Below are 16,519 nucleotides of genomic sequence, written 5' to 3' on the forward strand. Positions count from 1 at the left end.
GGGTGTTTCCTCTTTCCTGCCCTGCTTTTTGGGCATAAAGGTATACCCATAGGGTATTTCCTCTTTCCTGCCCATGCTTTTTGTAAAAGGTATGTCCCAGGATATTTCCTCCCATGGCCCATTTGCCCAGCCATAATCCAGGGATTCCTATCCTCTGCTTTTTAATATTTCAGCCAGTTGGCTCCTTACCTCCTCCACAGAACCATTATTTTCGATCACCCGCGTACAGCGGCTTAAAAACTCTGATTCAGAGGATTGGCTTGCTATGATACGTTCTGAATGCTCTCTCGTATAGCCCCTGTTTTCCGCCAAACGGCGGATCCGGTTCTCCTTTGAGGTGCGGACGTACCACATTTCGTCCCAACTGTCATCTGACTTTTCATTTATAATTGCAAATTCTACCACAATAAGCCCTGCTTGGGAAGCAGAAATTTTATCATTTATGGTTTTCCATACCATAGGATGGATAATGTCATCCACGGTTTTCCTTGCCCTGTCATCCTGAAAAATGAGTGCAGCCAAAACCTTGCGGTCAATGGTCCCATCGGGATTTAAGAATCCCTTCCCCAGGGCTTCCGTCACCGCCAGATAGCCTTCTTCTCCTGGCTCCATCAACTGGTGGGCAACCTCATCCGCCTTGATCACTTCCCCACCGTACTCTTCCTTTAAAATAGAAAGAACCATGCTTTTTCCGGCTCCAACCCCTCCGGTCAGTCCAATCACTCTCATCCTGCCACCGACCCTTTACTTGGAATCAAACCAGGAGTCTCCTACATTGGCCTCCACTTCAAGGGATACTGCAAGGTCTGCCGCATGCTTCATCTCTTCCACCAAAAGCTCCTTTACCTGGTCTGCCTCGTCCCGGTATGCTTCAATGAGAAGTTCATCATGAACCTGAAGGACGATCCGGGATCTTAATCCCTGTTTTCTTAAGGCATTGTCCACCCGTATCATGGCGATCTTAATAATATCGGCCGCAGTTCCCTGAATGGGAGAATTCATGGCGACCCGCTCTCCAAAGGAACGCTGCATGAAGTTGGAGGATTTCAGTTCGGGAACAGGACGGCGTCTTCCGAACATGCTGACCGCATAGCCCTGTTCTTTCGCCTCAGCCACAAGGCCGTCTAAAAATGTCTTCACTCCCGGATAGGTCTCAAAATATTTTTCAATGTATTCCGATGCCTCTTTTCTGGTGATGCTTAAGCCTTCGCTGAGCCCAAAGGAGCTGATTCCATATACAATGCCGAAGTTCACGGCCTTTGCATTCCTTCTCTGAAGCGGCGTTACCTCAGGAAGGGGGACATGGAACACCTGGGAGGCTGTGATGGCATGAATATCCTCTGCCTGCTTATATGCTCCGATCAGACGCTGGTCCCCTGACATATGGGCCAGAACCCTCAGCTCAATCTGGGAATAGTCCGCATCAACGAACACACAGCCCTCCTGGGGTACAAAAACCTTCCTGATCTCCCTTCCCAGCTCCACGCGGACCGGAATGTTCTGCAGGTTTGGTTCCGTACTGCTGATTCTTCCGGTGGCTGTAATCGTCTGGTTAAAGGTCCCGTGAATCCGTTCATCCGGCCCAATATAGGTGGCCAGTCCATCCGCGTAGGTGGAATTTAATTTGGTCAACTGCCGGTAATCCAGGATCAGGCTGACCGCAGGCCAGTCAGAGGCAAGCTTTTCCAATACATCCGCAGCCGTTGAATAGCCGGTTTTTGTCTTTTTCCCTCCCGGGATCTTCATATGGTCAAAAAGCACCTCTCCCAACTGTTTCGGAGAATTGATGTTAAAGGTTTCTCCTGTTTCTTCAAATATCTTCTGCTCCAGCTCCGCGATGCGGACCTTTAGACGGTCCCCATATTCCTTCAGCCGCTCCCTTTCCACCTGGATTCCGGCCTCTTCCATGGAAAACAGGCTGTAGGTCAAAGGCATTTCGATCTCATAAAACAGCTTATTCATGCCCGTCTTTTCCAGTGCCTCATGAAGCAGATCCTGACACCTTAAGGCCACATAGGACATATAGCAGATACAGGAAACAGCTTTTTCCCTGTTTTCCTCAAGAGCACGCTTTAAGGAGCCTTTTCCAATAAGCTCTGTTCTGGATGGAATAGAAAGATCCAGGTAATCCGCCGCCAGATCGTTATATTCATAGGAAACCTTTAATGGATCTAAGAGATACCCGGCAATGCTTGCATCAAATACCGGGCTTTCCGACGTAAGCTTTAAGAAGGAAAGCTGGCTTTTCAAATGAAGAACTGCTGCCTTTCCTGCTCTTTTGCATATCTCTGTCCCTTTCTCTGCCAGATATTCCGGCTTAAGAGACTCCTGGGGAATGAAGCAGTAGCATTCTGTTTCGCTGAGACAAAGAGACAGAGCTGTCAAGGCCTTGTCCTCGACCACCAACTGGATCCCCAGGCGGCAGCCTTCCCCGCATCTTAAAAAAACAGCCTCAGCCTCTGAAAGATCCGTGACAACATGAAAGCCTGATTCCAGGGAGTCTTCCTCTTCTTCTCCCGGGAAAACGGCGGGTACAAAATCCATGTCAATAATCTTCTGGATCTCAGCCTGTTCCAGGGTTTTTGTGTAATCCAGGCGGACATCGCAATCCCTGTGAAGGGCAGCAAGTTCTTCCTTTCTCCTGACTTCTTCCTGATTTTCTGTAAGCGCCTCCCTGATCCTCTGAGACTCTATTTTTTCAATTTGCTTATAAATATCTTCAATGGTTTGATACGTTCTTATCAATTCACAGGCGGTTTTTTCTCCGATTCCCCGTGCTCCGGCCAGTCCAAAGACTCCTTTTAACTCCTCCGGCTCAAGGCCGAATTCTTCCCTGATACGTTCCGTGGAATAAGACTTAAATTCCAGGCCTTCTTCTCCTACAGCAGGAATCTTAAGGGTTACATGTTCCCCCACTGCCTGCAAAAGCTTCCGATCTCCGGACAGGAGCATGACTTCTCCCTCCTCTTCCTGACACCTTTTTGCCAGTGTAGCCAGTATATCGGAAGAAGTGTATCCTTCCTTATTAAAAACAGGAATCCCCAAGGAAGGAAGGGCCTCTTTTAAAAGCTCTTCCTGCTTTAAAATCCCTTCATACAACTCTGTACTTTTAAGGTTTTCCTTACGGATATCTTCTGTTCCTGAATCAAAGGCCGCAGCAAAATATTCCGCTTCTTTTGCCTCCATCAATTTCATGACCAGGCTTTGGACCCCTTTCGCTCCACTGGAAGGTAATCCATAAAAAGCATTCTCTATCATGCTGCTTCCGTCAATTAATATAATTCTTTTTCTGTCCATATTTCCTCTTTCCTGCCCACATTTATGGCATAAAGGTATACCCACAGGGTGTTTCCTCTTTCCTGCCCATTACTTTAGGGCAAAAAGTATACCCCAGGGTATTTCCTTCCATCATAGTAATCCCCACTGCATCCAGATCCTGCACTGCAGAAGGACCGTTAAGACCAGCGCCATGATACTGACCGTGGACACCGCATATCTGGCAATTTTAATACACCGTATCACCTGCAGCCTTTGCCTGGACTGTTCTATGGCAGCCTCCAGCGCTCCTTTTATATTATAATTCCCCGTTTCGGAGTCCAACTGCCTGATTCCTACGTCCACAGTAAAGTATATTTCCAGTTCCTCCCTGCAATCCGTACAGGATTCCATATGTTCCAGAAATTCCCTCAGCTCTTCGTCCGTCAATTCATCTTTGATGTATGGCATAACCAGACGTTCCGCTTCCTTACATGTCATGGTCCAGACACCTCCTTAACCTCATCTTCTGTCTATCATACAATATATTTTACTTATTTTCAATTTAATAATCGTAAAAAAACACTTGCCAAATGGAAAATCCTATGATAAAATAATGAACGTTGTAAACAACGCCGGCATGTCGGAATGGCAGACGAGGCGGACTCAAAATCCGTTGATGGCGACATCGTGTGGGTTCAAGTCCCACTGCCGGCACTACACCCTTGGCAGGGAGCAAGGTCTTGGAAACCTGAATTTTTTCAGATTTCCAGGGCCTTTTCTCTGTCCTTTAGGGCTCATTCCCAGTAATTTCCAACAATTTTCTTAATTCCGGAAAAATCCAGGCACAGCCGCAACATTTGTGGTATACTGTAAAAAAATCACGAAAAATGAAGGGAGGCAATTCTATGAAACGAAATACAGTCATCCCAGCCCTTTTCATCGGCTGCGCCCTGATTTTAAGCGGCTGCGGACACAAAAATTACATGAAAGCCAATATATCAGCAACCACTGTTGCCGGAGAATCCATGTCCTCCGCCGCAGAAGCCCCAAAGCCCGAAAAAAACGAAAGCTCTGACGGCAAAGGATCGGAAAACGAAACAAGCAAGGCTGCTTCTGCCGCCCGCATCACCACCGTTCTTTGCACCTATGAGGAAGGAAAGGCTTCCATACAATATCCGGCCGTCTCCGGATCAGAGGATGGAGCAAAAGAGAAAAAAATCAACGACCTGTTAAAAAGCAATGCCCTGGAAATACTAAAGGCATACTCCGTCAATCCGGAAAAGGACAACCTTTCCATTACAGCTAAAGTAATTTCCGCAGACAGGAAGCGGATCACTGCCGTATACACCGGGCTATTGTCCGGGGAAGGGGCGGCTCATCCGGTTAATGTGTTTTTTACCAACACGGTCGACATGTCCCTGGCAAAGGATATAAGGCTCACGGACTATGCGGACCCTAAGGCACTGGCGGAATACATTCGTTCCGCTGACTGCCAGTTTTATGATGTTTCCCCTGAGCTTAAGTCAGCCTTACTTCCTATACTTGCTGAAACCAGCCTGGACGAATACATGAAAATGTTTCAAACCGCGGATTTTCCCCTGGAATCAGCCGCCTCAGACAGCGCCCCTGTTTTCCCGGAATCCTTTAGCTATGAGGATCATGGCACCATCATCGTTTCCATTCCAGTACCTCACAGTTTGGGGGATTTTGCGCTTATAAAATATACTCCTGAGACAAAATAGGAAAAATAGTTGCCATTTACCCCTTTCTTTGATAAAATAGGACGGAAAATAAAAAGAAATGGGGTAGAAAAATGAGTGACAACGCAAAACTGACAGCCAGGGATTATCTGCTCAGCATCCAGCATCTGTTCGCCATGTTCGGCACTGCCGTAATGGCACCCGTATTGACAGGTCAATCCACCGCCGGCATTATTTTCTGCAGGCGCCGCCACCTTAATATTCCACTGCTGTACTAAAAGATTCCTGTATTTTGGGGTTTATCCTTCACTTTTCTGGCCGCCGTCACCAAAAGTATCCGGCCGGAAGGAACCGTGATCCCAGGAAACGTATCTTTAGCACAGAGTGGAATTATTTTTGCGGTCTGGACTATCTTATTTTTGCCTTGATTGCCTACATCTCGGCGGTGATAAAATCTAAAAGGTGTTTCCTCTTGTGATTACCGGTCCTGTGATCGTTGTCATTGGAAATCAGCCTGGCAAACACCGCATTAATGATGCTACCGGCAGTTTAAGCTTTGCAGGCAGAATTATTAGGGGCATCCCTTTAAACCTTGGAATTGTCACCTTTGCTATGCTTGTTGTCATCCTCTGCTCTATTTTTGCCCATGGCTTCTTTAAGCTGGTTCCCATTCCAGCCCCGAACCGGTCAAGAACGGTATTAAGATCCTGCGGTTGGGTATGCTCCCAGCGGTGGATATCCGCTCCCTGGGGGAATCTGCTCCTGACTTTGCACACAGCAGGAGTCTGACCGCAGTTAGACCGATTCTGTATTTGGGCTTGGATTCCCACAGCTTGGAGGGCTTAAGGTTTTAACTGACTCTGTTACATGAAACTCTCAGGTTCCTTTCCTGCAGTTATAATCGGTGTTTTCATAAACCTCATATTGCCGGAAACTCCTGATACAGTAAGAGCTTAAAGAAAGGATTAAAATTATTATGGACTTTTCAATGGACAATGTAACCATTTTTAACCACCCTCTCATTCAGCACAAGATCTCTATTTTAAGAGATAAGAAGACAGGCACCAACGAATTCCGTGCCCTCATCGAAGAAATCGCCATGCTCATGGGATTTGAAGCCTTAAGAGATCTTCCCTTACAGGAGGTGGAGGTGGAAACTCCTATTGAGACCTGTATGACTCCTATGATCGCCGGTAAAAAAATGGCTGTCGTTCCCATCCTTCGTGCAGGACTGGGCATGGTCAACGGAATCCTGGCGTTGGTACCCTCTGCAAAGGTAGGACATATCGGCCTGTACCGGGATGAAATTACTCATGAGCCCCATGAATACTACTGTAAGCTGCCAAGCCCTATTGAGCAGAGAACCATTGTTGTTACCGATCCCATGCTGGCAACCGGCGGTTCCGCAGTGGCTGCTGTGGATTTCATCAAGCAGCATGGCGGAAGGAACATCAAGTTCATGGCCATTATCGCTGCTCCTGAAGGCTTAAAGAGGCTTCAGGAGGCTCACCCTGACATTCAGATCTACATCGGGCATCTGGACCGCCAGTTAAATGAAAACGCCTATATCTGTCCTGGCTTAGGAGATGCAGGGGATAGGATTTTCGGTACAAAATAACAGGCAGTAAAGAGACTGCCCTAAAGCAGCTCCATAAAATACGAAGTAAAAACGCGCATTGACCGGCTTATAAAGCCGATTCAAAGCGCGTTTTCATTTGCCTGCTTTTGGATATACTTCTTCCTTATAGATTTTATCCGATTCCTTTATATAAAATGCTAAGTGCGAACACCAGGGCCGCAAGAAAAACATAGACATATTTTGCAGTAAAAAGGTAGGCCGCCCCTAAAGGCTTCTCCCGTCCCTTGTTTAACTCTTCCATGATCCTTCCATCCTTTAAAACCCAGTAAATCATGATGGAACACAAAACAGCCCCAAAGGGAACCACGTATATGGTAATTAAATCCATAAAGAATCCCATATATGGCTCATATTCTATGAAAAGCCCTGGAATAAATACCGCGGCTCCCACCAGAAAAATGGCTTTTCTCCGGGATAGGTGCAAATGAGTCTGGACAGCCTCTGAGCATACCTCAAGCATGTTCACCAGAGAAGTTACTCCGGCAAACAACACGGAAAGGAAAAACAGCACTGCCACCCATCTTCCCGCCGGTATCATGGAAAATACCTTGGGAACTGTGATAAACATGAGGGGAGGGCCGCTGGCTGGGTCCATCTGGAAGGCAAAGACCGCCGGAATAATGGCAAAACCGGCCAAAAGCGCTGCGACCGTATCCAATAATGCGGTAGTAATGGCTGCCTTGGGAATATCCTCCTTCTTATCTAAATAGCTTCCGTAAATGACCATTCCGGAGCCTGTAATGGATAAGGAAAAGAATGCCTGGCCCATAGCCATTACCCAGGTTTCCGGCTTCAGCAAGTATTCCCATCTGGGAACCAAAAGGTATTCATAGCCTGCCAGAGCACCTGGAAGAAAAAAGACCCGTACCGCAATAATGGCGAACAGGATAAAAAAGGATGGCATCATGATGGCATTTACCTTTTCAATGCCCTTTAATACACCGCCTGCCAGCACTGCCACCGTAATGACCACCACAAGGAAATGCCAGGGCACGCTGCCGAATTTTCCCGTCATGCTGGAAAAGTACTCTCTTGTATCTGAGTTCATCATGGCGCCGGTCAGGGAACCGAACAGATACTTAAGAACCCAGCCTACAATGATTGCATAGCCAATGGCAATGCCGAAAGAGCCGATCAAAGGAATTGCCCCGAAAAAGGCTCCTCCCTTTTTCCCCCTGGTCTTCATGGCATAATCGTAGGAACCTATTGGTCCTGTCCCGGTCAGCCTTCCAAACGCGAACTCACCGGAAAGTCCGACTATACCAAATAAAAGAACAAAGCCAAAATACACCAGTAAAAAAGCAGCTCCCCCATACTGCCCCAGGCGGTATGGGAACATCCAGATATTCCCCATACCTACCGCAGAGCCAACAGAGGCGAGAATAAATCCCATCCGCGAACCAAAGGTTTCGTTTTTCGCCCCAGAGTGTTGATTATCCATTGTACTGTTCCTTATTCCTCGATCAATTTTTTCTCTATAACTTCTCCCTGGTTCTTATAGATGGAGTTGGCATCTACACAGCCTCTGACACAGGAAAGAGGATAAATATTGGACTTCGGTCCGATCACGGTTCCAGGATTTAAGACTGCGCCGCAGCCGATCTCAACGAAGTCACCTATGATAGCTCCGAATTTCTTAAGGCCGGTCTCAATATCCCCGTCTTCTGCATGAACCGTAACCAGAGACTTATCGGTTTTTACGTTGGAAGCCAGAGAAGAAGCGCCCATATGAGACTTATAGCCTAAGATGGAATCTCCTACGTAATTATAATGAGGAACCTGTACTCCGTCAAAAAGAATGGAATTCTTAATTTCAGAGGAGTTTCCTATGACAGCGCCCTCTCCAATGATGGCATTGCCTCTAATAAATGCACAATGGCGGATCTGTGCGCCCTTGCAGATAATCACATGCTCACCCATACAGGCTGTTGGCGGAAGGTTTATGGATTTGTGAATCCACACGGCTTTTCCCACATGAACAAATTCATCCTTTGGAAGACGCGCTCCCAGGGAAACGATGAATTCGCTGATTTTGGGAAGGATCTCCCAGGGATATGTGGTCTGTTCAAATAATAATTTAGCTATGGTATGATTGATATCAAATAAGTCCTGGTTTGTCATATCTTCTTTTTTCATTTTAATAATCTCCTATTTTTGTTTTTTATAATTAGCTGCCGCAGTGTCAAATACGCTATGAAGGTCATAATGATTGTTAAGCCTCAAAACTCCTGAGGTCCGCCCGGCAACAAAATTTTCCAGTTTCTCCATATATTCTTCAGGGGTTATGGTCCCCTCCGCCACATAATTCAGCCCTTTTTCCCAGCTTGCCGTCAGTTCCGGATTAAGGAGCTGTCTGATGGAGGCATTGACCACATCAAAAATCATTTCTCCCAAAAGTGTGGGAATGATCACCTGGGTCTTGGTGTTTAGGGAAAGATACTTAATATGAAACAGCTTTTTTAAGATCTCAGCCCTGGTAGCACTGGTTCCGATCCCGCTTCCCTTTATCTGGGCCCGAAGCTCTTCATCTTCTATAAGCTGTCCGGCATTTTCCATGGCTAAGATTATGGAACCGGAGGTATACCGTTTAGGCGGAGATGTTTCTCCTTCCTTAATGGTCAGTTTCTTAAGAGGAAGCTTCATTCCCTTTTTTAAACTTCCAAGCATGGCGACAAACGCCGGATTATCCATTTGATTCTGAGAGGATTCCGGATTATTCTCTTCCTGGCCAGTTCCCTCAGAGGGCGCTTCTCCGCTGCATTCTTCCTGCTGCTTCTTTTTCCCCCAGGATACCTCTGCAATTTTTAAATAGCCGGCTTCCAGCATGACTCGGAAATTGGCATAAAAATGTTCCTTGACCGGTGGATCAGGGCACGGTGGATCCGCCACAAGCTCCAGTGCATATTTCTGGTAGACAGCCGGTGGATAAAAAACACTTAGGAATCTTCTTGCTATGACTTCATAAACCCTGCCTCCCAAAGAAGACAGCCCTTTTACTGCTGCAAGGCCCTGCCCTGTAGGTATGATGGCATAGTGGTCCGTGATCTGCTTATCATTGACATACCTGGTTTTTTCAATGGTCCGGTAAGAGCCTTTCTCCATGACCTCTGCCGCAGCTTCCGCCAAAGGCTCAAAACCCTTAAGCCCTCCAATGTTCTTATGGATCTCCTTTGCAACTGCCGTGGACAGGACTCTGGCATCGGTTCTTGGGTAGGTGACCAGCTTCTTTTCATAGAGCTCCTGGACCAGCTTTAAGGTTTCATCAGGGCTGATCTTAAACATCCTGGAACAGTCATTCTGAAGCTCCGCCAGATTGTAAAGCAGAGGCGGATTCTTTGTTTCCTTTTTCTTTTCTATGGAAGCAACGGTTCCTTCCATGGGGTCCATAAGAGACAGGGTGTTTATCAGCTCTTCTGCGTATTTACGTTCCTTAAAGCCGTTTTCCTTATAAAGAAAAGGAGATTCATAATACCTGGATCCGGGGGCGCTTCTCCATTCCCCGTCAAAATCCATGCCAGACAATTGGGGATTGGCCGGATCTTCCCTGGAAAAGGTTCCGATCACACGGTAAAATGGGGTCTTCACAAATTCCCTTATCTCCCGCTCTTTCCGCACCACCATTCCCATGACACAGGTCATGACGCGGCCCACGGATATTACCGTGTTCTTTCCGCTTTTTAAATAATTAGAAATGTGCTGTCCATACCTTAGTGTAAGCAATCGTGAAAAATTAATTCCCATGAGATAATCTTCTTTTGCCCTTAAATAAGCAGATGCGGAAAGGTTATCGTATTCGGATTCGTCCTTTGCTTCCCGGATGCCTCTTAAAATCTCATCCTCAGTCTGGGAATCAATCCACACACGCTTCTGCTTCTTGCCCTCAACTCCTGCCATCTGCGCCACCAGACGGTATATGTACTCTCCCTCCCGTCCGGAGTCCGTGCACACATAAATAGTATCCACATCAGGACGGTTCAGCAGACCGCTCACAATCTTAAATTGCTTTTCAACGCTTGGAATCACCTCATACTTAAATTCCCTGGGAAGAAATGGAAGGGTGGAAAGGCTCCACCGCTTGTATTTTGGATCATAGCTTTCCGGATAGCTCATCGTTACCAGATGCCCCACGCACCAGGTTATGATCACCTGGTCCGATTCCATGTATCCATCCCTGCGCCTTCCGTTAGCCTTTAAAGCATTGGCAAATTCCTGGGCCACACTTGGTTTTTCTGCAATGTATAACGATTTTGACATATCTCTCCCTACCGCCTTATGATAGTAACCCTTCTATTATACCATTAAAATTCACGAATAGCAAATCTTTCTGGCAACTATGATTTTCCAGAAACCTTTCTTTTATACTCAGACAGGATAACAGAAGCAAACATCAGAGCGCATCCTGCTGCCAGTTTTAACGTCACCGGTTCCTCCAGAAAGATAACGGAAAACCCCAGTCCGAATACGGCTTCAAAAGATAATATGATGGATGAAGTATTAGGGCTTAAATGCTTCTGCCCCACATTCTGAAAAAGGAAACAGAGCATTGTGCTGAAAATCCCCAGATACAGCAGGCTGGTCATCATGGAAGGGTCAATCACCTTAAAATCAAAGGAACCTTCCAAAGGAAACGCCATTGCCCAGCTCAATATTGCCGCCACAACCATCTGGATGACTGTCAAGACAATGGGGTCATGGTCCTCAGTATAACGGTCGATAAAAACGATATGAAATGCAAAGAAAAAGCCGCATACTAAAGTCATTAAATCCCCTGTATTTACAGAAAGATCTCCCTCCAGGGACAAAAGGGCAAGTCCCAGCACAGCGATCGCCGCGGCAGCCACATTGTTCCGGAAAGGCCTTTTTTTATTATAAAACCAATGAAGAAAGGGTACCAGGATCACGTACAATGTGGTGATAAAAGCATTTTTGCTGGCAGTGGTATATTTAAGGCCATAGGTCTGAAATAAATAGCTGATAAACAAAAATACGCCCAAAAGCCCGCCGCACATTACATCGGTTTTACGGATTCTTCTCACCCGTTTCCAAAACACAGCTACCAGCCCGGCGGAAGCAATGGTAAAGCGCAGAGCCAGCAGATAGGCAGGAGTGATCACTTCCACCGAATGTTTCATCACAACAAAGGCACTGCCCCATATGATTGTTGTTATAATCAGACCCAAGGCAGACAATGCCTTGATCCCTTTTCCGTCCTGTTTGTTCATGTATACACCTGATGTCCTTTCACATAAGAGCAGGGGCGCAGTATCCTGCGTCCCTGGTTTATCTTTTTGTTACCTTTTATTTTATATTGGAAAACTTGTAAATGGTGGCTGTCTTATATTCCTCGCCAGCCTTTAAAACAGGAGACTGGAATTCCGGTTTATTCACGGAATCGGGATAATACTGGGTTTCAAAGCAATAGCAGCAGCGATTTCCATAAACCGTTCCGCCTTTTCCCACGGTTCCATTTTTTAAGGAGTTGGCAGTGTAAAACTGTATTCCCGGAAGGTCTGTATAAACCTCCATCCGAATGCCTGTCTTATCTGACTCCGCTGCGGCACACAGGGAAACCTCTCCGGCCGGATGGTTTAAAACCCAGTTATGGTCATAGCCATTGCCAATAGCCAGTGCCTCATATTCTTCATTAATATCCTGTTCAATGGGCTTCATCACCGTAAAGTCCATGGGAGTTCCCTTAACAGGAATCAGCTCTCCGGTTGGAATGGAACCTTTATCCGTCCTTGTATAAGCATCCCCGTCGATCCAGACCCGCTGGTTCATGGCGTTTGTGCCATTCTGTCCATTCAGATTGAAATAGCTGTGATTGGTGAAATTAGCCACGGTATCTGCATCGCAGATCATATGGTAGGAAATCTCAAGGCTGTCATCGGCTGTAAGAGTATAGGTTATGGTAATGTTTGCATCTCCCGGAAATCCCTGGTCTCCATCTGGGGAAAAGAGGGAAAAGCTGATGCTGGTTCCCAGATCATTTTCCTCTGCCTCACTGTCCCAAAGGCGGCTATGGTAAAGATCCGGACCGCTGTGAAGATTATTTGGTCCATTATTGGCTTCCAGTATGTATTCTTTTCCCTTAATGCTGAATCTCGCGCCGCCAATGCGGTTGGCGTTCCGTCCGATGGGAGCTCCAAAATGAGGCGGGTTTAACAGATACTGGTCCACACTGTCAAATCCCAGGACTACATCAACCATAGTTCCATTTCTGTCAGGCACGTTCATGGTAACCCAAACTGCACCCAGATTCGTAAATGAAGCGGAAACTCCGTTTCGGTTTACCAGTGTATACAAATACACCTCTCTTCCATCGGACATGTTTCCCCAAAGCTCTTTCTTGTACGCCATGTTCTTTCCTCCATATACCTTTTTACTGAAAGCTCTCTCCCATAATGGAGAGAGCTTTATGATCCAATCATTCCTTGGCTTTAATATATCCCTTTGCGGTTAAAAGCTCTGCTGAGAGAACCGCTCCCCCGGCCGCTCCGCGGACCGTGTTGTGGGACAGGCCCACAAACTTATAATCGTAAACCGAATCTTCTCTTAAACGTCCTACGGAGATTCCCATTCCGTTTTCAAAATCCACATCAAGGGTCACCTGAGGACGGTTATCTTCTTCTAAATATTGTATGAACTGCTTGGGAGCGCTTGGAAGCTTTAGTTCCTGAGGAAGGCCCTTAAAATTCACTATGCGGTCGATCAATTCTTCCTTGGTTGGTTTTTTGCGGAATTTTACGAATACAGCCGCCGTATGTCCATTTAATACGGGCACCCGGATGCACTGACAGGTGATGACCGGTTCACTTGCTTTCACGATCTCCCCGTTTTCCACCTTTCCCCAAAGGCGGAGAGGCTCCTGCTCACTCTTTTCTTCTTCCCCTCCGATGTAAGGAATGATGTTTTCTACCATCTCCGGCCAGTCCTTAAAGGTCTTTCCTGCTCCTGAGATGGCCTGATAGGTGGTGGCTACCACTTCATATGGTTCGAATTCCTTCCAGGCTGTCAGAACAGGAGCATAGCTTTGAATAGAACAGTTGGGCTTTACCACAATGAATCCCCTGTCCGTTCCCAGGCGTTTTTTCTGATCCTCAATGACTTCAAAATGCTCAGGATTAATCTCCGGCACCACCATAGGAACATCTGATGTCCAGCGATGGGCGCTGTTATTGGATACCACCGGTGTCCCGGTCTTTGCATATGCTTCCTCAATGGCCTTTATTTCTTCCTTTGTCATATCAACAGCGCTGAAAACAAAATCAACACTGGCTGCAACCGCTTCCACTTCATTGACATTCATGACAGATAACTTTTTTACGGACTCAGGCATTGGGGTAGTCATTTTCCAACGGCCGCCCACTGCTTCCTCATAAGTCCTGCCTGCAGAACGGGGGCTTGCCGCCACAGTCACTACCTCATACCAGGGATGATTCTCCAGAAGAGATATAAATCTCTGTCCCACCATACCGGTTGCTCCTAAAACGCCAACTCGCAATTTCTTTTCCATCGCTTTCTCCTCTTTTCTTTTCATTTTGTATTCTTATGATATGCTAAATTCTTAACTATCCTATAACAAAGTGAAAAAAAAATCAATATTTATTCGCCAGAAAAATACATTTGTACGCCCACGGCATACGTTTTCTCGAAATGTATGCTGCAGTAAAGCACTAAAGGCGCACCTTACTGCCTTTTCCGTCACGTTTTCCAATCTTCAGCCGGTTTAAATGAACCTCTTTTTCCTTGTAATGAATGACCGGATCTTCCCCTATCAAATGCACTGCCTCCAGCTCTTCTCCAGGAGCCAGCTTGATGCCCCTCACGCCTCTGGCGTTCTTCTTCATCTCTGGGATTTCCTCTGTCAGGAAACGTAAAAATACGCCTGCCGACGTCTGAAGCACCACATCCATCTGCCCGTTTACAAGCTGGACCTTAAGAAGCATATCGTCATCCTGAAGCTTTGTGGCGGCCACTGTCCTGTTGTTGGTTTCAAATTCTTCTCCCGGTACCAGTTTTACAAGGGCCTGCTTTGTGGCAAAGAGGAATTTACGTCCTTTAAGCCCCTCTGCATGGCACAGGTGCACGATCTCTTCCCTGGTTCCGTCAAACTTGCTTAAGTTCTCAATGGGCGTCCCTTTATCCCGCAGCTTTCCGCCTGGAATATCCTGAACCTTCACCTGATGTAAATTTCCTTTATTGGTAAAGATGCAGATCTTGTCCGTGTTTAAACAGTTTACCACATAGGGGTTCTCGGTTTCAATGGTTTCTTTATTTCTCTCATAGGCTGCCTTGTCCAGGACCTTGCAGTAGCCGAAGCGGTCCATGACAAAGGTCACCTCAGACACTGCAACAGCCGTTTCATCATAGACGGCTTCCTTTCCGTCCTCGATTAAAGTCCTTCGTGGAGTGGCATATTCCTTTTTGATCTGGTTTAAATCATCCTTGATCACCCTGTCCATATTTTTCCTGCTGGAGAGGATTTTTTCATATTCCGCAATTTTAGCCAAAGTCTCTTTATATTCCTTTTCCAATTGGAGGATTTCCAGGCCGATCAGCTTATAGAGGCGCATTTCCAATATGGCGGTAGCCTGCTTCTCCGTAAAGTGCATGGTCTTTGCATCCTCTTCAAATCCCTTGACCTTGAAATTGATATTTGAAATGTCTCCGGTCATGAGACAGTTCTTTGCATCCTTTAAGTTTTTGGAACCTCTTAAAACTGCGATAATCAGGTCGATGATGTCACAGGCCTTAATAAGGCCTTCCCTGATCTCCTTTTTTTCCAGCTCTTTTTCCAAAAGGGTCTGGTATTTTCTGGTGGCATTTTTATATTGGAAATCCAGATAGTTTTTAAGAATACCCTTTAGGTTTAAAATCTCCGGCCTGCCACCTGCAATGGCCAGCATATTGACGCCGTAGGTGTCCTCCAGCTTTGTCTTCTTATAAAGGATGTTGCGGATCTTTTCCACATCCGCATCCTTTCGCAGTTCCAGAACGATCCGGATTCCTTCCTTGTTGGACTGGTTTGAAATATCCACCACATCCCCCAGCTTCTTGCTTTCCACCAGATCGGCCACATCTATCAGGAATTTATTGATCCCGGCTCCTATCATAGTGTAGGGGATTTCCGTGATCACCAGCTTGTCCTTATCTGCCTTCCTTTTTCCCAGCTCCACTTCAATCTTGCCCCGGAGCTTGATTTTTCCTGCGCCTGTTTCATAGATGGAGGGCAGATCGCTTTTATTGGCTATGATACCGCCTGTGGGAAAATCCGGCCCGGGTAAATATTCCATCAGCTCACGGCTGGAGATATCCGGGTTGTCAATATAGGCCTGTACTGCGTCAATGACCTCGCCCAGGTTATGGGCCGGGATGCTGGTACTCATACCTACTGCAATACCCTCCGCCCCGTTTATCAGGAGGTTGGGCACCCGTACCGGAAGGACCTCCGGTTCTTTTTCCGTTTCATCGTAATTGGGGACAAAGTCCACCGTTTTATCCAAATCCCTTAAATAGACTTCCTCTGCAAATTTTTCCAGCCTGGCTTCCGTGTAACGCATGGCCGCTGCCCCGTCCCCCTCAATAGAACCGAAGTTTCCGTGGCCGTTTACCAGCGGCATTCCCTTCTTAAATATCTGGGACATGACCACCAGGGTTTCATAAATGGAGCTGTCGCCATGGGGATGGTACTTACCCATGGTATCGCCCACGATACGGGCCGATTTTCTGTGTGGCTTATCGTGGTTTAAGCGAAGCTCGCTCATATCATATAATACACGCCGCTGCACCGGCTTTAGACCGTCTCTTGCATCCGGGATGGCTCTGGCTGTGATGACGCTCATGGAATAGTTCATGTAGCTCTTCTGCATTTCCTCGGAATACTCTGTTTTAATGATTTTTTCTGCCATATTTCCTCTCC

Annotated in this window: 14 protein-coding genes and 1 tRNA gene; 5 read left to right on the plus strand and 10 right to left on the minus strand. The window is 46.6% G+C overall.

Features of this window, described 5'->3' with window-relative positions; translation table 11 throughout:
• Positions 1-147 precede the first annotated feature (147 nt).
• The 3 genes from coaE to ACYVD3_RS21050 all read right to left on the minus strand — a co-directional run bounded on the left by coaE (position 148) and on the right by ACYVD3_RS21050 (position 3,756).
• Entirely contained in the window at positions 148-729 is a 582-nt protein-coding gene (gene coaE, locus ACYVD3_RS21040; RefSeq protein WP_460644461.1) for a dephospho-CoA kinase, read from the minus strand.
• A 15-nt stretch (positions 730-744) separates the two neighbouring features.
• On the minus strand, positions 745-3,297 hold the full coding sequence (polA, locus tag ACYVD3_RS21045) for a DNA polymerase I (RefSeq protein WP_460644462.1): 2,553 nt from the start codon (positions 3,295-3,297) through the stop codon (positions 745-747).
• Between the two features lie 111 nt (positions 3,298-3,408).
• Complete coding sequence (locus tag ACYVD3_RS21050; RefSeq protein WP_460644463.1) at positions 3,409-3,756, minus strand: anti-sigma factor family protein; 348 nt, start codon at positions 3,754-3,756, stop codon at positions 3,409-3,411.
• A 133-nt stretch (positions 3,757-3,889) separates the two neighbouring features.
• Between ACYVD3_RS21050 and ACYVD3_RS21055 the strand changes: the two genes are divergently transcribed.
• The 5 genes from ACYVD3_RS21055 (at position 3,890) to upp (ending at position 6,576) form a co-directional block, all read left to right on the plus strand.
• Positions 3,890-3,972, plus strand: a tRNA-Leu gene (locus tag ACYVD3_RS21055).
• 191 nt (positions 3,973-4,163) lie between these two features.
• Positions 4,164-5,000, plus strand: coding sequence for a DUF4163 domain-containing protein (locus ACYVD3_RS21060; RefSeq protein WP_460644464.1), 837 nt, complete (start codon positions 4,164-4,166; stop codon positions 4,998-5,000).
• 71 nt (positions 5,001-5,071) lie between these two features.
• On the plus strand, positions 5,072-5,236 hold the full coding sequence (locus tag ACYVD3_RS21065; protein WP_460644465.1) for a hypothetical protein: 165 nt from the start codon (positions 5,072-5,074) through the stop codon (positions 5,234-5,236).
• A gap of 196 nt (positions 5,237-5,432) precedes the next feature.
• The gene (locus ACYVD3_RS21070) at positions 5,433-5,747 is read left to right on the plus strand and encodes a hypothetical protein (RefSeq protein WP_460644466.1); all 315 of its coding nucleotides are present in this window, start codon (positions 5,433-5,435) and stop codon (positions 5,745-5,747) included.
• Positions 5,748-5,946: 199 nt separating this feature from the next.
• Positions 5,947-6,576, plus strand: coding sequence for a uracil phosphoribosyltransferase (upp, locus tag ACYVD3_RS21075; RefSeq protein WP_460644714.1), 630 nt, complete (start codon positions 5,947-5,949; stop codon positions 6,574-6,576).
• A gap of 133 nt (positions 6,577-6,709) precedes the next feature.
• Here the strand turns inward: upp and ACYVD3_RS21080 are convergent, their stop codons facing one another.
• The 7 genes from ACYVD3_RS21080 to ACYVD3_RS21110 all read right to left on the minus strand — a co-directional run bounded on the left by ACYVD3_RS21080 (position 6,710) and on the right by ACYVD3_RS21110 (position 16,508).
• Positions 6,710-8,038, minus strand: coding sequence for a sodium-dependent transporter (locus tag ACYVD3_RS21080; protein ID WP_460644467.1), 1,329 nt, complete (start codon positions 8,036-8,038; stop codon positions 6,710-6,712).
• An 11-nt stretch (positions 8,039-8,049) separates the two neighbouring features.
• Entirely contained in the window at positions 8,050-8,733 is a 684-nt protein-coding gene (locus ACYVD3_RS21085; protein ID WP_460644468.1) for an LbetaH domain-containing protein, read from the minus strand.
• Positions 8,734-8,745: 12 nt separating this feature from the next.
• Entirely contained in the window at positions 8,746-10,851 is a 2,106-nt protein-coding gene (locus ACYVD3_RS21090; protein WP_460644469.1) for a DNA topoisomerase, read from the minus strand.
• Positions 10,852-10,928: 77 nt separating this feature from the next.
• Positions 10,929-11,819 carry a DMT family transporter gene (locus ACYVD3_RS21095; RefSeq protein ID WP_460644470.1) on the minus strand — a complete coding sequence of 297 codons (891 nt, stop codon included), beginning with the start codon at positions 11,817-11,819 and terminating at the stop codon, positions 10,929-10,931.
• Between the two features lie 76 nt (positions 11,820-11,895).
• Positions 11,896-12,957 carry an aldose epimerase family protein gene (locus tag ACYVD3_RS21100; RefSeq protein WP_460644471.1) on the minus strand — a complete coding sequence of 354 codons (1,062 nt, stop codon included), beginning with the start codon at positions 12,955-12,957 and terminating at the stop codon, positions 11,896-11,898.
• Positions 12,958-13,024: 67 nt separating this feature from the next.
• Positions 13,025-14,113 (minus strand): aspartate-semialdehyde dehydrogenase, encoded by a 1,089-nt coding sequence (gene asd, locus ACYVD3_RS21105; RefSeq protein ID WP_460644472.1) that lies wholly within the window; start codon positions 14,111-14,113, stop codon positions 13,025-13,027.
• A gap of 160 nt (positions 14,114-14,273) precedes the next feature.
• Positions 14,274-16,508: a DNA gyrase/topoisomerase IV subunit A gene (locus tag ACYVD3_RS21110; protein WP_460644473.1), complete on the minus strand. Its 2,235-nt coding sequence runs from the start codon at positions 16,506-16,508 to the stop codon at positions 14,274-14,276.
• Between the last annotated feature and the right edge of the window lie 11 nt (positions 16,509-16,519).

The sequence above is a fragment of the Lacrimispora brassicae genome, from assembly GCF_054772055.1.

Coding starts and splice junctions, on each gene's coding strand:
- ACYVD3_RS21085 (WP_460644468.1), bottom strand. CDS start 8,733: ATGAAAAAAGAAGATATGACAAACCAGGACTTATTTGATATCAATCAT.
- ACYVD3_RS21080 (WP_460644467.1), bottom strand. CDS start 8,038: ATGGATAATCAACACTCTGGGGCGAAAAACGAAACCTTTGGTTCGCGG.
- coaE (WP_460644461.1), bottom strand. CDS start 729: ATGAGAGTGATTGGACTGACCGGAGGGGTTGGAGCCGGAAAAAGCATG.
- polA (WP_460644462.1), bottom strand. CDS start 3,297: ATGGACAGAAAAAGAATTATATTAATTGACGGAAGCAGCATGATAGAG.
- ACYVD3_RS21050 (WP_460644463.1), bottom strand. CDS start 3,756: ATGACATGTAAGGAAGCGGAACGTCTGGTTATGCCATACATCAAAGAT.
- ACYVD3_RS21090 (WP_460644469.1), bottom strand. CDS start 10,851: ATGTCAAAATCGTTATACATTGCAGAAAAACCAAGTGTGGCCCAGGAA.
- ACYVD3_RS21100 (WP_460644471.1), bottom strand. CDS start 12,957: ATGGCGTACAAGAAAGAGCTTTGGGGAAACATGTCCGATGGAAGAGAG.
- ACYVD3_RS21095 (WP_460644470.1), bottom strand. CDS start 11,819: ATGAACAAACAGGACGGAAAAGGGATCAAGGCATTGTCTGCCTTGGGT.
- ACYVD3_RS21065 (WP_460644465.1), top strand. CDS start 5,072: ATGAGTGACAACGCAAAACTGACAGCCAGGGATTATCTGCTCAGCATC.
- ACYVD3_RS21110 (WP_460644473.1), bottom strand. CDS start 16,508: ATGGCAGAAAAAATCATTAAAACAGAGTATTCCGAGGAAATGCAGAAG.
- ACYVD3_RS21060 (WP_460644464.1), top strand. CDS start 4,164: ATGAAACGAAATACAGTCATCCCAGCCCTTTTCATCGGCTGCGCCCTG.
- upp (WP_460644714.1), top strand. CDS start 5,947: ATGGACAATGTAACCATTTTTAACCACCCTCTCATTCAGCACAAGATC.
- asd (WP_460644472.1), bottom strand. CDS start 14,113: ATGGAAAAGAAATTGCGAGTTGGCGTTTTAGGAGCAACCGGTATGGTG.